Source organism: Bradyrhizobium daqingense (genome assembly GCF_021044685.1).
GTDB lineage: Bacteria > Pseudomonadota > Alphaproteobacteria > Rhizobiales > Xanthobacteraceae > Bradyrhizobium > Bradyrhizobium daqingense.
In genome coordinates this window covers 1,201,981-1,215,665 of the sequence record NZ_CP088014.1, presented here as the reverse complement: position 1 = coordinate 1,215,665, position 13,685 = coordinate 1,201,981, and the positions used below count along the sequence as shown (strand labels likewise).

12 protein-coding genes are annotated in these 13,685 nt (G+C 65.0%); 3 read left to right on the top strand and 9 right to left on the bottom strand.

Annotated features, from left to right (window positions below):
• Positions 1-9: 9 nt before the first annotated feature.
• Complete coding sequence (locus tag LPJ38_RS05645) at positions 10-771, bottom strand: ABC transporter ATP-binding protein (RefSeq protein ID WP_145642075.1); 762 nt, start codon at positions 769-771, stop codon at positions 10-12.
• Positions 771-1,790, bottom strand: coding sequence for an ABC transporter substrate-binding protein (locus LPJ38_RS05640; protein ID WP_145642078.1), 1,020 nt, complete (start codon positions 1,788-1,790; stop codon positions 771-773). Before LPJ38_RS05640 ends, LPJ38_RS05645 begins: the two co-directional genes overlap by 1 nt.
• Positions 1,791-1,884: 94 nt before the next feature.
• Between LPJ38_RS05640 and LPJ38_RS05635 the strand changes: the two genes are divergently transcribed.
• The 3 genes from LPJ38_RS05635 to LPJ38_RS05625 all read left to right on the top strand — a co-directional run bounded on the left by LPJ38_RS05635 (position 1,885) and on the right by LPJ38_RS05625 (position 6,785).
• Positions 1,885-2,601, top strand: a complete 717-nt coding sequence (locus LPJ38_RS05635) for a GntR family transcriptional regulator (protein WP_145642080.1) — start codon at positions 1,885-1,887, stop codon at positions 2,599-2,601.
• Between the two features lie 190 nt (positions 2,602-2,791).
• Positions 2,792-3,211 carry a response regulator gene (locus LPJ38_RS05630; protein WP_145642082.1) on the top strand — a complete coding sequence of 140 codons (420 nt, stop codon included), beginning with the start codon at positions 2,792-2,794 and terminating at the stop codon, positions 3,209-3,211.
• Positions 3,189-6,785 carry a PAS domain S-box protein gene (locus LPJ38_RS05625; protein ID WP_145642084.1) on the top strand — a complete coding sequence of 1,199 codons (3,597 nt, stop codon included), beginning with the start codon at positions 3,189-3,191 and terminating at the stop codon, positions 6,783-6,785. Before LPJ38_RS05630 ends, LPJ38_RS05625 begins: the two co-directional genes overlap by 23 nt.
• Positions 6,786-6,876: 91 nt before the next feature.
• On the opposite strand, the gene LPJ38_RS05620 is transcribed toward LPJ38_RS05625, so the two are convergent.
• From LPJ38_RS05620 to LPJ38_RS05585, 7 genes are all read right to left on the bottom strand, one after another.
• Positions 6,877-7,512: a response regulator transcription factor gene (locus LPJ38_RS05620; RefSeq protein ID WP_145642086.1), complete on the bottom strand. Its 636-nt coding sequence runs from the start codon at positions 7,510-7,512 to the stop codon at positions 6,877-6,879.
• Positions 7,513-7,929: 417 nt separating this feature from the next.
• On the bottom strand, positions 7,930-8,433 hold the full coding sequence (locus LPJ38_RS05610) for a response regulator (RefSeq protein ID WP_145642089.1): 504 nt from the start codon (positions 8,431-8,433) through the stop codon (positions 7,930-7,932).
• A 126-nt stretch (positions 8,434-8,559) separates the two neighbouring features.
• A complete protein-coding gene (locus LPJ38_RS05605) occupies positions 8,560-8,877 on the bottom strand; it encodes a hypothetical protein (protein ID WP_008565131.1) in 318 nt (105 codons plus the stop codon).
• A 2-nt stretch (positions 8,878-8,879) separates the two neighbouring features.
• The gene (locus LPJ38_RS05600) at positions 8,880-9,758 is read right to left on the bottom strand and encodes a CheR family methyltransferase (protein WP_145642091.1); all 879 of its coding nucleotides are present in this window, start codon (positions 9,756-9,758) and stop codon (positions 8,880-8,882) included.
• Positions 9,759-9,818: 60 nt separating this feature from the next.
• Positions 9,819-10,205, bottom strand: a complete 387-nt coding sequence (locus LPJ38_RS05595; protein ID WP_027577509.1) for a response regulator — start codon at positions 10,203-10,205, stop codon at positions 9,819-9,821.
• Positions 10,206-10,241: 36 nt separating this feature from the next.
• Positions 10,242-10,715, bottom strand: a complete 474-nt coding sequence (locus LPJ38_RS05590; protein WP_145642093.1) for a chemotaxis protein CheW — start codon at positions 10,713-10,715, stop codon at positions 10,242-10,244.
• A 37-nt stretch (positions 10,716-10,752) separates the two neighbouring features.
• Complete coding sequence (locus LPJ38_RS05585; RefSeq protein ID WP_231088579.1) at positions 10,753-13,560, bottom strand: hybrid sensor histidine kinase/response regulator; 2,808 nt, start codon at positions 13,558-13,560, stop codon at positions 10,753-10,755.
• Positions 13,561-13,685 lie beyond the last annotated feature (125 nt).

The following is a 13,685-nucleotide window of genomic DNA, read 5'->3' as shown; positions in this document are numbered from 1 at the left end:
GGTGGCTCCTCAGTGCGCGGTCGCTTCGGAGGCGAACAGGAGATCGTGGATCTCCTTCTCGAGCCGTCCGGCGCTGCCGTCCTCGTTCGAGACTTTGTCGACGTCGATGACCTCGGCCTTGACCCGGCCGGGATGTGGCGACAGCAGCAGGATGCGGTTGCCGATGCGGATCGCTTCCGCGATCGAATGGGTCACGAACAGCACGGTGAATTTGGTCTCGCTCCAGAGCTGGAGCAGCTCGTCCTGGCAGGTCCGGCGCGTCAGCGCGTCGAGCGCCGCGAACGGCTCGTCCATCAGCAGGATGTCCGGCTCCATCGCCATGCCGCGCGCGATCGCGACGCGCTGCTTCATGCCGCCGGAGAGCGTGTGAGGATAGGCCTCGACCACGCGCGTGAGCCCGACCTTTTCGATATAGGCCCGCGCCTTGGCCTCGGCATCCTTGCGCGACAGCTTTCTCGCCGTGAGCAGCGGAAACATCACGTTGGCGAGCACACTCTTCCAGGGCAGGAGCTGATCGAACTCCTGGAAGATCATCATGCGGTCGGCGCCGGGACCGTGGATCTCGCGGCCGCCGATGCTCATGCGGCCTTCGCTCGGGCTCATGTAGCCGCCGACGGCCTTGAGCAGGGTCGACTTGCCGCAGCCGGATGGACCGAGCAGCACGAAGCGGTCCGACTTGTCGACGGTGAACGAGACCCTTTCCGTGGCGGTGACGACGGCGCTGGAGGTCTTGTAGCGCAGCGTCACCCCATTGACGTCGAGCAGCGCCATCAGTTGCCCTTAAGGTCATGCGCAACAGGGAGATAATAGTCCGTCCAGGCCTTGGGCTGATTCTTCAGCGTGCCGGTCTTGTAGAGATGGGCTGCGAATTTCATCGTGCCCTGCGGCTCGAGATTCCACTCCATCATGCCAGGCTCCTTGAGCAGGTCGAGCAGCTCTTCCACCGAGGACTTGTCGCCGGTGATCTCCTTGTAGATCTCGACCGCCTGCCTGGTGTCGCTGCGGATCAGGTCCTGCGCTTCCTTGGTGGCGTCGCGCACGGCCTGGATGATCTTTGGATTGGCGTCGGCGAACTTCGTCGTGGTGAAGAATTGCGCTTGGCTCAGCGGCCCGCCCATCACGTCCGGCGACGACAGCACGACATGCGCGCCGGGCACGTTCTTCAGCTCCAGGAAGGTGAAGGGCGGGATCGAGAAGTGGTTGTGCACCTCGTGCTTCGGGTTGGACAGCGCGGCATAGGCGTCGGGATGGCCGAGCTGCACCGTGTTGGCGTCGAGCTTCGACCATTGGTCGGCGCCAAAGGCCTCGGCGGCCGCGATCTGGAGCACGATCGCCTGGGTCGAGACCTTGACGGTCGGCACCGCGATCTTGTCGCTCGGGCCAAAATCCTTGATCGACTTGATGTTCGCGTCGCGGCTGATCAGCGTCATCGGCTGCGCCGAGGTGGCGACGATGCCCTTCACGCCGCCGCGGGTCCGATCCCACAGCAGGAGCAGGTTGCCGGTGCCGGTGTTGAGGATGTCGACGCCGCCGGCGAGCAGCGCGTCGGTCTGTGCCCCGCCGCCGGAGAAGGTGATCCATTTGGTGGTGACGCCGGCGACACCGAGGGAAGCGGCATACTTCTCGATCAGCTTCAGCTTCTCCATGATATGGCTCGGCATGTAGAAGATGCCGGGCTGGCGCGACAGCGCGATCTCGGATTTCTGCTGGGCGTGTGCGGCCGATGCCGCCAGAACGACGGCGGCAACCAGGGCGACGGCCGCAAGCCTGCTGCGAAGATGCGTGATCATTGTTGTGGGTTTCCTCCGGTCATCGTCGAGCTGCGTTGACGTTGCTGATGCACTAATATATTAGTGCATCAAAGGCAAGCCCGCGGGACCCGCCATGGAATCATCCCACCCCGCGCCGCGTGCGGCGCCACGACCAGCCACCCGGCTCGATCGCGGCCGCCAAGCCGCGCCTCAGGTGTTCGAGCGGCTGCGCAATGCGATCATCGCCCTGGAACTGCCGCCCGGAGCTCCGCTGTCACGCGCCGAGCTCGCCGGCCAATTCGGCGTCAGCTCCACGCCGGTGCGCGATGCGTTGATGCGGCTGGAGGAAGAAGGTCTGGTCGACGTGTTTCCGCAGCATGCGACCGTGGTCAGCCGGATCGACGTCGATCGGGCGCAACAGGCGCATTTCCTGCGCCAGGCGCTGGAGCTGGAGATCGTCCGCCTGCTCGCAACAGATCACGACGCGTTCCTGATCGTTCGCCTGGATCAGGTCATTGCCTTGCAACAGCAATTCGCCAAGGCCGGGAATTTCGAAGCCTTCATGGCCGGCGACAACGATTTTCACGCCCAGCTCTACACGGCCGCCGGCAAGCAGGACCTGTGGGCGCTGGTGCGCAGCCGCAGCGGACACAGCGATCGTTTGCGCCGGCTCCACCTGCCCTCGCCCGGTAAGGCCCAGAACATCGTCCGCCACCACAAGCTGATCACGCGCGCGATCGAGGCCAAAGATCCCGACGCTGCGCAGCAGCACCTGCGCGAGCATCTGTCAGGTACCCTCAGTGAGCTCGACAAGATCCGGAGCCTTCACCCCGAATATCTGACCGATTGAGCGGGAACCCAGGATGGTTCGCCCTATGCACGTGAGCATGCATAGGGTACCGACGACAGTCGGCTAGCTCGACGGAACGGGTGCTCGCGAGGTGCTTGCGACGCGGAGAGAATTCGCGCAACAATTTCACATTTGTTGCTTTGATTTGCGGTCGCTGGGACACTCCCATGCGAACCCGGAGATTTCAGACGTGGCCAACATCCTGATCGTGGATGACGACCCGGCCGTGCAGACCACGATCCGGCTGCTCCTTGAGAGGGCTGGTCATCACGTCATCGTCGCCGGCGATGGCCGCAAGGGACTTGCGCTGTTCGAGGCCGGCCAGTTCGACTTGCTGTTTCTCGACATCTTCATGCCCGGCATGGACGGGCTCGAGACGATGCGCCACATCCGGGTGCTGGCTCCGGCCATCCCCATCATCGTCATTTCCGGCCGCTCGATCACGCCGAACGCCTATGCGGAACCGGACTTCCTGAAGATGGCGACCAAGCTCGGCGCAGTGGCAAGCCTGCAAAAACCGTTTCGTCCCGGCGCTTTGCTCGCCGCGGTCGATGGCTGCCTGAAGGCGGCGTGGCCGGAGGCAGCCGATGTCAGCACCGGCAGCCGATGACAAGGATATCCCTTCCGTCTCGAGCCAGGGCAGGCGGGGTGTCCATTTGCGCGATGCGAATTTTCACATGACGCTCGCAACGCGGCTTGCCATCGCGATGATCCTGCTCGTGGCGGTGACGGTGGCCGCAGTCGGATGGTTGGGCTACCGCAACACTACCCAGGCCGTCATTCCGCGCGTCCTGGAACGGGTCGAGGCACAGACTCGCCTGCTGGCGACCAATCTCGAAGCCTATGTTGCCGGAGCACGCGGCGATCTGCTCGGCTATCGCTCGGCGGCAGCCATCAACGGGCTGATCCGCGCTCGTATCGGTGGCGGTATCGACCCCTCCGACGGCGTTTCCGAGCAAACCTGGCGCGAGCGAATCGCGGCGCGGCTCGCCGCGGAGATCGACGCCAAGCCGAGCTACGGGCAGTTTCGAATCATCGGTATCGACGACGACCAGCGTGAGCTGGTCCGCGTCGATCGCTCCGGCCCGAACGGAAAGGTGCGGATCGTCGCCAATGACGAATTGGAGCGCAAGAGCGAGCGAGCCTACTTTCAGGAGACGATCCGACTGCCGCCTGGCGAGGTCTATGTGTCCGCCATTGATCTCGCCACCCGCCAGGGCGGGACGGCGGAGCCTCACGTTCCGACGTTGCGTGTCGCCACGCCCCTGTTCACGCCGGATGGCAGGCCGTTCGGCATCATCATCGCCAATGTCGACATGCGGCCGGCCCTCGACCGCGTCCGCACCACCTCGGGCGCAGGAGGAGAAATCTATGTCGTGAATTCGCGCGGCGACTATCTGGTTCATCCCGATCGCACGCGCGAGTTCGGCTCATTGCGTGGTCACCGCACCGACTGGCGCCATGACTTTCCATTTTTCGCAGATCGGGCCGGCTCGCTGGACGGAGCCACGCATCTCACGACCGACCAATCCGGCCGGCCGAGCGGCACGGCGATCGCACCGGCGCTGCTGGTCGGCAAGGAATGGATCGCGATCATCGCGACGGTGCCTCCGCTGGTGTTCGGCCGCGTGCCGGCCGCGATCCAGACGACATCCTTGCTGGTCGGCGTACTGGCCGTGCTCGCGGCAGCCGCGCTTGCGGTGCTGCTGGCGCGCTCGTTGACACGACCGATCGGACGTCTGACCCGGGCGGTCGAGGCCATCGGCAGCGGGCGGGCGGCGGACATCCCCATCGATGCCAGCGGCGAGACGGGGGTGCTGGCGCGGGCCTTTGCCCAGATGGTCGAGGAGACCCGGGCGAAGACGGCCGCGCTCGAACGCGAAGTCGAGGAGCATCGCCGGACCGAGGTCGCGCGGAGCCACCACGCGGCGCGCGAGCGCTTGTTCAGCGCCGCGGTCGAATCGTCCGATGATGCGATCGTGATGCAAACGCTCGATGCCATCATCACGGGCTGGAATCCCGCAGCCGAACGCCTCTATGGCTATTCGGCCGACGAGGCGATCGGGAAGTCCACCGCGATCATTGTCCCGCCTGATCGCCGCGAGCAGGGCAAGGACTATCGGCCGCGGATCGCCCGCGGCGAGCCGATCGAGCGTTTCGAGACGGTGCGCCTGCGCAAGGACGGCACGGCGGTCGAGATCTCCCTGAGCCTGTCGCCGATCAAGGGGCCGTCGGGCGAGATCGTCGGTGCCTCTGGAACCGCGCGCAGCCTGACCGAGGCGCGGCGGGCGGAGCGGGCGCTCCAGCAGCAGCTCGAGGAGCGGCGGCAGATCTTCGAGACCTCACAGGACCTGATCATGGTGATGGATGCGCGAGGTCATGTCGCGCAGATCAGCCCGAGCAGCCAGACCATTCTCGGCTACAGCCCGGAAGAGATGATCGGCCGTAGCGGCGCCGATTTCATCCATCCCGACCATCTGGAGCAGTCCCGCGAGGACATGCGCTCGCTGCGGCGCGGCGACCGCCCCAAGCTCGCCGACACACGCTGCCTCCACAAGAACGGGCACGCGGTCTGGCTGTCCTGGCTCGGCAACTGGTCGGAGCCGGCCAAGCGCTTCTTCTTCGTCGGGCGCGACATGACGGAGGCGCGGCTCGCGCAGGAATCGCTGCGCGAAAGCGAGCGGCTCGCGCGCAACATCGTCGAGACCTCGCTCGACGCCTTCGTCCAGACCGACCAGACCGGCAGCATCCTGAACTGGAATTCGCAAGCCGAACAGCTCTTCGGCTGGCGCCGCGACGAGGTGCTCGGCAAGAGCACGATCGACCTGATCGTCGCCGAGAGCGAACGCGAGAGGGTGAGGGCCGGCCTGAAGCGTTTCCTCGAAAACGAGGATGACAGGACCCTGAATCGCCGCCGCGAGCTGATGTGCTGTCGCCGCGACGGCAAGGAGTTCAGGGCCGAGCTGAGCGTCACCGCGCTGAAGCGCCGCGAAGGCCTGCTGTTCAACGTCTTCTACCGCGATCTCACCGACAAGATGGCGGCCGAGGAGCGCATCCGCCATGCCGAGAAGATGGAGGCGGTCGGCCAGCTCACCGGCGGCGTGGCACACGATTTCAACAACATCCTCACCGTCATCACCGGAACGATCGAGATCCTTGCGGAGGCGGTCGAGAAGGAGCCGCAGCTTGCGGCCATCACCAAGATGATCGACGAGGCCGCCGGGCGCGGTGCCGAGCTGACCCAGCATTTGCTCGCCTTTGCGCGCAAGCAGCCGCTCCAGCCGCGCGAGATCGACATCAACTCGCTGATCGTCGACACCGCGAAACTGCTGCGACCGACGCTGGGCGAGCAGATCCAGATCGAATCCGTGTTCGAGGACGAGAACTGCGTCGCGATCGTCGATCCCAACCAGCTCACCACCGCGATGCTCAACCTCGCGCTCAACGCCCGCGACGCCATGCCCGGCGGCGGCAAGCTGATCGTGGAGACGGGCGGCGCCTATCTCGACGAGGTCTATGCCAGCGTCAACGACGTCCGGCCCGGGCATTACGTGCTGATCGCCGTGAGCGACACCGGCACCGGAATTCCGGCGACCATGCTGCCCAGGGTGTTCGACCCCTTCTTCACCTCGAAGGGACCCGGCAAGGGCACCGGCCTCGGGCTTTCGATGGTCTACGGCTTCATCAAGCAGTCCGCGGGGCACATCAAGATCTACAGCGAAGAGGGCCACGGCACCACGATCAAGATGTACCTGCCGCCGGGCAAGACGCCGACGGCGGTCGGCGAGGGCGTGACCGCGGCGACGATCGAGGGCGGACGCGAGACCATCCTGGTGGTCGAGGACGACCGGCTGGTGCGTGACTACGTGCTGGCTCAGTTGCATTCGCTGGGATACGTCACCTTGCAGGCTGCGAACGCCGCGGAGGCGCTCGCAATCGTCGCTGCCGACAAGCCGTTCGACCTCCTGTTCACCGACGTCATCATGCCCGGCAAGATGAACGGACGTCAGCTCGCCGACGAACTGATGAAGACGCGCCCCGATCTCAAGGTCGTCTACACGTCAGGCTATACCGAGAATGCGATCATCCATCACGGCCGGCTGGATTCGGGCGTTCTGCTGCTGGCCAAGCCCTATCGCAAATCGGATCTGGCGCGGATCATCCGGAGGGCGCTGCAAGCCTGAAACGCCGTAGCTCGGATGACCGCAGCGAGATCCGAGACTTTGCGCCGGCGTTCCCGGGTGTCGCTGCGCTCACCCGGGCTACAAGAAGCTTCTACGACGCGCGCTGGGCCGCGGTCATCACGATGCGGATCAGGTCGGCGGCATTGCGCGCGCCGAGCTTCTTCATGATGTTGGCGCGGTGGTCCTCGATGGTGCGCGGGCTGATGCCGAGCGTGCGGCCGGCTTCCTTGTTGGACGCACCGGAGGCAAACTGCTCGAGCACCTCGCGCTCCCTGCGCGTCAACGGCTCGCGACCCGGGAAGTGCAGCGAGCCGAACTTCGGCGACGCATTCTCCGCCTGCCTGCGTGCATAGGCACCGATCGCCTCGTCGAGCCGGCCGACGATCTCGCTGCCGCGGAACGGCTTCTCGATGAAGTCGAGCGCCCCGCTCTTGATGGCGCCCACCGCCATCGCGATATCGCCCTGCCCGGAGATCATGAAGATCGGCGCCGGATAGTCCTCGCCATGCAATTCCTTGAGAATGTCGAGACCGGACTTTCCGGGAATGTGAACGTCGAGCAGGATCGCGGCCGGCGTGCGGTTTCGCGCGACGGAGAGCAGCGCTGCACCGTCCGCAAAACAGATCACTTCATAGCCCGCCGCCTTCAACACCATCGACAGGGTGTCGCGAACGGCGGGGTCATCGTCGACGACGAAGATTTCACCACGAGAGGTTTGCTCGGCCATGTGCCACATCCAGTTGGCATTACGGACTCGCGTCCGCACCAATCGTTATGGCGCTCGGCGCGGATTCGGCCCACCCGTATTTGTACGGGACATGGACTTACCGCACAAGTAGCGGCAGCGCGCCTAATTGCGGGGGACGGAGAATATCCATGCTAAATTTCGCCGATACGCCGCCTCTGGTCGCAGTGCCCGCAGTCGAGAGCCGCGAGTTGATCGCGCCGACCTTCGCTTGCTGATCGCAGAGACCAGCATGCGCCGGATCGCCGCAGCCATGGACCAAGAACACGCCGGCGATCCCGAAAGTTCCTCGGACGTCGTCATACTCGACGACGTCACGCCCCGTTATGCCACCGCAAGCGCGGCGCTCGCGATCGACACGGCCGGCGGCCACCCTCGATCGCATGGCAGCTCCGCGCCTCAGGCGCGATGCCGCTCCACGATCGCATCGGTGGCGACCCCACCCCAGGTGTGAATCGCCGGCAAGCCCATCGCGGTCTTGCCGAGATTGGCGAGGCTGATGCGCAGGGCCGCGAGGTCCAGCGGCTTCGGCAGGCTCTGGAGCTCGATCCCGACCGAGCGGGCGAAGCTACGGGCGGCGCTGCGGCGCTTGCCGTCCATGCCGCTGATGACGATCACCGCGCCGGCGAATTTCACCTTCGCCATCTCGTGCAACACGTCGACGCCGTCGCCATCCTCCAGCACGAGATCGAGCGTCACGCAGTCGAAGCGCGCGGCACGAAGCTTCTCGATCGCCTCCGCCACCGACGGCGCGACGGTGACTTCGTGGCCGGCCTGCTTGGCGGCGACCGTGATCAGGCTGCGCTGCGTGGCGTCGTCATCGACCACCAGGAGCTGAAGCGCACGCCGCTCGGCGACGTCGGGCAGGTTTGACGGGATTGGAGAGAGCGAGCTTCTGGACATTGCTGTATCCTGAGATTGAGACCAGCAATGGTTGCACGGTTCGCGCTTAAGCGGCGTAAAGCCGCTACGGCAAATTCGTTCGGATGTTTCAGCAATATTAAAGCAACGTGGCCGCAACCATTTCGATCAGGCGGCCTCGTCGCGGCCGCCGGCAGCGCCGCGCTTCTTCCGGTTCTTGCCGCGCAGGAACTGGATGTCCATCTCGGCGCCGTTGACGCGCACCAGCTCGCAGCGCCGATAGGCAAGGCCCGTGGACGACAGCAGCAGGAAGAACTCCTTCAAGTTCAGTCCCTGGATCGAGCCTTCCACCGTGAGGATGGCGTCGGTGTCGGAGATCGCGTTGAGCTTGCAGTCACGACGCCAGGTACCGTCGATGGCCATGATGCAGACGTCATAGCCGCGACTGAACGTCACCCGTTCTGCGCCCTTGCCATCCTCGGCCATCGCTAGCGTCCTGCCATGACCGCCATGCGCGGCGCCGCGCCGGCGAGAGCCGGCTTGGCGGCCGCGGCGCGCGGGTCGTTCGGCTTGTAGAGACCGCGCCGCTCCGGAATCGGCCTGAATGTGTCGGTCAGTCCGACCACGGTTTCGGCCGCGCCGAGCACCAGGAAGCCATCGGGCTCGATCTGGCGCGCGAGACGGTTGAAGATGTTGATCTTGGTGTCCTGGTCGAAATAGATCAGCACGTTGCGGCAGAAGATGACGTCGAACGTGCCGAGCTGGGCGAAATCGTGCAGCAGGTTGAGCTGCCGGTGCTGAATCATCGCCCGCAATTCGGGATTGATCTGCCAGGTCTCGCCGGTCTGCTTGAAATATTTGACCAGCATCTGGATCGGCAGGCCGCGCTGCACTTCGAACTGGCTGTAGATACCGGCCTTGGCTTTTTCCAGCACCTCCTGCGACAGGTCGGTCGCGATGATCTCGATGCGCCAGCCGGTCAGAGCCGCGCCCATCTCCTTCAGGCACATCGCCAGCGAATAGGGCTCCTGCCCGGTCGAACCCGCCGCGCACCAGATGCGCACGCTGCGGCGAGCGGCGCGCGCCTTGATGATCTCGGGCATGATGGTGTCGCGGAAATGATCGAAGGGGACCTTGTCGCGGAAGAAGAAGGTCTCGTTGGTGGTCATGGCTTCGACCACGTCGGTGATCAGCGTGCGCGAACCGCCTTGCAGCTTCTGCACGAGCTCTCCGATGCCGGAGAGCCCGGTCTTGCGGGCGAGCGGCAGCAGGCGGCTTTCGATCAGATATTGCTTGTCTGCGGACAGGTCGAGCCCGGAATTGTCCTTCAGGAACTTACGCAGATAGTCATACTCGGTCGGCGTCACGGATGGCCTCTTCGAAGCTGTACTGGAACACTCTGGCCAAAGCACTTCGGCCAGACACACTCAGACCATGGCTTGTCCGACCGGGATCAAACCAACCTCAGCGAATTTGTCGGCGATGATGTCCTTGTCGAAGGGCTTCATGATGTACTCGTTGGCGCCGCCGCTGAGCGCCTGGGCGATATGAGCCACGTTGTTCTCGGTGGTGCAGAACACCACCTTGGGCTGGTCGCCGCCAGGCAGGCGGCGCATGTGGCCCATGAACTCGAAGCCGTCCATCACCGGCATGTTCCAGTCGAGCAGCACCGCATCGGGCAGCTTGCGCTGGCAGATTTCAAGTGCCTTCGAGCCGTCCTCGGCCTCGGTGACCTCGAATTCGAGGCCTTCCAGGATGCGGCGTGCGATCTTGCGCACGACGCTGGAATCATCGACCACCAAACAGGTCTTCATCTTGGTTCTCCGGCTTTAAATGTCTTTCGTGAAAGTTCAGGCAGCCATTTGCACTTCGGTCTTGAGCTCGAGGACGCGATCGACGTCGAGGACGACCATGAGCTGGCCGTCGAGGCGATGGACACCACCGGCGAGCTTGGCCATGCGGGGGTCGAGGTTGACGGGGTTCTCCTCCTTGCCGTCCTCGGACAGGCGCAGGACTTCACCGATCTGGTCGATCAAGAGGCCGTAGGATTCACCGCGCAGGTCGACGCCGACCGCCATCGGCACCTTGCCGTCCTCGGCCTTGGGCAGTCCGAGGCGTGCGCGCATGTCGACCACGGTGACGATGCGGCCGCGCAGATTGAGCACGCCCGCGATCTCGCGCGAGGACAGCGGCACGCGGGTGACGCGCTCGGGCATGAACACGTCCTGGACGCGGGAGATCGGCAGGCCGAACAGCTGGCCGCCGATCATCGCGGTGACGTATTCGACCATGGCGCCTTCGCCGGACTGGATCTTCTTGCTCATATGCGTATCTCCTGATCCCGCTCTTTCCGGATCATGCTTAGGCCGCCGCGCGGCTCAGCTCGGAGGCGCCGGCGGCGCCCGCGGTCTGCTCCTTCAGCGCCGCGATCAGACCGGGACGGTCGAACTTGGCGACGTAGTCGTGGAAGCCCGCCTGACGGCCGCGCTCGATCGCCGCCGGCGACACCAGGGCAGAGAGGCCGATGATCGGCATCGAGCCAAGATTGTTGTCGGAGCGGATCACCTCCGCGAACTCGAACCCGTTCATGTCGGGCATCTCGATGTCGGTCAGCACCACGTCGAAGCTCTGGGCGCGCAGCGCAGCCAGGCCCTCCTGCGCGGTCGGCGCGGTGCGGACGCGGTAGCCGGCGGCCTTGAGGACGGGGGCCAGCATGTTGCGGAAGAACGCGCTGTCGTCGACCAGGAGCACCGACTGCGAATGCAGCGACGGCTTCATCTCCTTGCGGGTGAACCAGTCCGAGAACGCCATCGGCAGGAAGTGGCCGACGTCGATCACCTCGGTGGCCTGGCCCTTGATCACGGCCGAGCCCAGAATGCCGGAGGACGAGCCGCCGACCTCGATGTTGAGCCGCTCCTCGACGATGTCGATGATCTCGTCGACGACGAGGCCCATGGAGCGGCCGTCATCGGCGAACACCAGGATCGGCTGGGCGCCTTGGCTCGCAATGGTGACGCCCTCCATGGCGACCAGCGGCATCAGCTGCTCGCGGTACTGCACCATGTAGCGGCCGTTGGAGAACTCGATCTTGTCGGCGGGCAGCTCCTCGAGGCGCGTGACCAGCCCGAGCGGGACCGCCTTGGGCTGCGACGAGCCGGCGCGGAACACCAAGAGCGAGGTGGTCTGCTCGCCCGCGCCGATGTGATGCGCCCCGTTCTCGTCGCCCATGTCATGGGCGGAGGAGCCGGCGGCGCCGAGCGCCTTGGCAATGCCGTTGGGATCGATGATCATGATGACCGCGCCATCGCCCAGGATGGTGTTGCCGGAGAACATGTCGATGTGGCGCAGCTTGGTCGACATCGGCTTGACCACGATCTCTTCGGTGTGGAACACGCCGTCGACGACGATGCCGAAGGTCTGGCTGCCGACCTGGGTCACCACGATGAAGCCGTTCTCGGGATCGGAGGCCGCGCCGTCGTCGATCTTGAGCAGCTTCTTCAGGTGGATCAGCGGCAGCAGCTTGTTGCGCAGGCGCAGCACCGCGGTGTCCTTGATGCGCTCGATGCGGTGCTCGGAGTTGGCGCGGGCCCGCACCAGCTCGACCACCGAGAGCTGCGGAATCGCGAAGCGATCGCCGGCAGCTTCGACGATCAGCACCGAGACGATGGCGAGCGTCAGCGGGATCTTGATGGTGACCGAAGAGCCCTCGCCGGCCACGGACTTGATGTCGATGGTGCCGCCGATCTGGTCGATATTGGTGCGGACCACGTCCATGCCGACGCCGCGCCCCGACACCGAGGTGATGGCGGCCGCCGTGGAGAAGCCGGGCGCGAAGATGAACTTGTGGATCTGGGCTTCGCTCATCTTCTCGAGCTCAGCCTCGGTGACGAGGCCTGACGAGAGCGCCTTGGCCTTGATCTTCTCGGTGTTGAGGCCGCGGCCGTTGTCGGCGATGCAGATGATGATGTGGCCGCCCTCGTGATAGGCGGACAGGCGGATGGTGCCCTGCTCGCCCTTGCCGCTGGCGAGGCGCTCGGCGGGGGTCTCCAGGCCATGATCGGCGGAGTTGCGCACCATGTGGGTGAGCGGGTCCTTGATCAAATCGAGCACCTGGCGGTCGAGCTCGGTGTCGGCGCCGTGCATCTCCAGCTCGATCTGCTTGCCGAGTTCGCTCGAGAGATCGCGGACGATGCGGGGCAGCTTCTGCCAGGCATTGCCGATCGGCTGCATGCGCGTCTTCATGACGCCCTCCTGCAGCTCGGCGGTGACGTTGGACAGGCGCTGCAAGGGCACCTTGAACTCGGTGTCCTCGTTGCGGCGGGAGATCTCCAGCAGCTGGTTGCGGGTCAGCACCAGCTCGGAGACCATGGTCATCAGGTGCTCCAGCGTGTCCACGTTGACGCGGATCGACTGGTTGGCAATGCTGGCACCTTCGTTCGCCATCTCGTCGGCCATCGACTTCTTCGGCGCGGCCTTCTCCCTGGCGGCAGGCTTTGCGGCGTCCTTGGCAGCGTCCTTGGCGGCCGGGGCCTCAGCGGCCGGCTCGGCCTTGACTTCGGCCTTGGCGACGGCGGCGGGGGCCGGCGCTTCGATCGCGGTCTCGCGGAAGGCGCGCTCGAGCTCGTCGAGCGAGACCTCGCCCGGACGCAAGGGCCGCTCCAGCGTCTGCTCGATCAGCGTGCCCGCCGTCATCTCTTTTGCGGGTGCGGATGCAGCGGCAGCTGGTGCTTCCGGCGCCAGCGGCGGAGCTTCAGTGACGGGAGCCGCGGCACTTCCAGCGGCCATTGCCGCCATGCCCTGCTCGACCATCGCTTCCAGCTTGTCGATGAGGTCGCGGTCGTTGCCCTCGGGCTCGGCTTCGGTGGCTTCGAGGCCGGCGAGGATCTCCTTGATGCGGTCGATCGAGGACAGGATCACCGTCACCGCCTGCCCGGTCACCGGCATGCCGTCACGGAATTTGCCCATCAGCGTCTCGCCGGCATGCGCCAGCGCTTCAAGCCTGGGCAGGCCGAGGAAGCCGCAGGTGCCCTTGATGGTGTGGACGAGGCGGAAGATGTTGTCCAGGATCTTGGCGTTGTTCGGCTCCTGCTCGAACTTCACCAGCTGATTGTCGACAGTGTCCAGGCTCTCGCTGGTCTCCGTCAAAAACTCCCGCAACAGATCATCCATGAGCTACGCCTTACTGAAATCGACTTCGACGCCCGAGCCTGGCTCGGAATCGACGGAAGCCCTCATCCTGGATCGTTAGACATCCCCTTTCACGGTCGCGTTAATTTCAGCCTCCGTGCTAATAC

What these genes read in the sequence shown, in the direction of transcription:
- LPJ38_RS05635 (WP_145642080.1), top strand. Translation starts at nt 1,885, where the DNA reads ATGGAATCATCCCACCCCGCGCCGCGTGCGGCGCCACGACCAGCCACC.
- LPJ38_RS05625 (WP_145642084.1), top strand. Translation starts at nt 3,189, where the DNA reads ATGTCAGCACCGGCAGCCGATGACAAGGATATCCCTTCCGTCTCGAGC.
- LPJ38_RS05595 (WP_027577509.1), bottom strand. Translation starts at nt 10,205, where the DNA reads ATGAAGACCTGTTTGGTGGTCGATGATTCCAGCGTCGTGCGCAAGATC.
- LPJ38_RS05585 (WP_231088579.1), bottom strand. Translation starts at nt 13,560, where the DNA reads ATGGATGATCTGTTGCGGGAGTTTTTGACGGAGACCAGCGAGAGCCTG.
- LPJ38_RS05620 (WP_145642086.1), bottom strand. Translation starts at nt 7,512, where the DNA reads ATGGCCGAGCAAACCTCTCGTGGTGAAATCTTCGTCGTCGACGATGAC.
- LPJ38_RS05645 (WP_145642075.1), bottom strand. Translation starts at nt 771, where the DNA reads ATGGCGCTGCTCGACGTCAATGGGGTGACGCTGCGCTACAAGACCTCC.
- LPJ38_RS05640 (WP_145642078.1), bottom strand. Translation starts at nt 1,790, where the DNA reads ATGATCACGCATCTTCGCAGCAGGCTTGCGGCCGTCGCCCTGGTTGCC.
- LPJ38_RS05605 (WP_008565131.1), bottom strand. Translation starts at nt 8,877, where the DNA reads ATGGCCGAGGATGGCAAGGGCGCAGAACGGGTGACGTTCAGTCGCGGC.
- LPJ38_RS05590 (WP_145642093.1), bottom strand. Translation starts at nt 10,715, where the DNA reads ATGAGCAAGAAGATCCAGTCCGGCGAAGGCGCCATGGTCGAATACGTC.
- LPJ38_RS05610 (WP_145642089.1), bottom strand. Translation starts at nt 8,433, where the DNA reads ATGTCCAGAAGCTCGCTCTCTCCAATCCCGTCAAACCTGCCCGACGTC.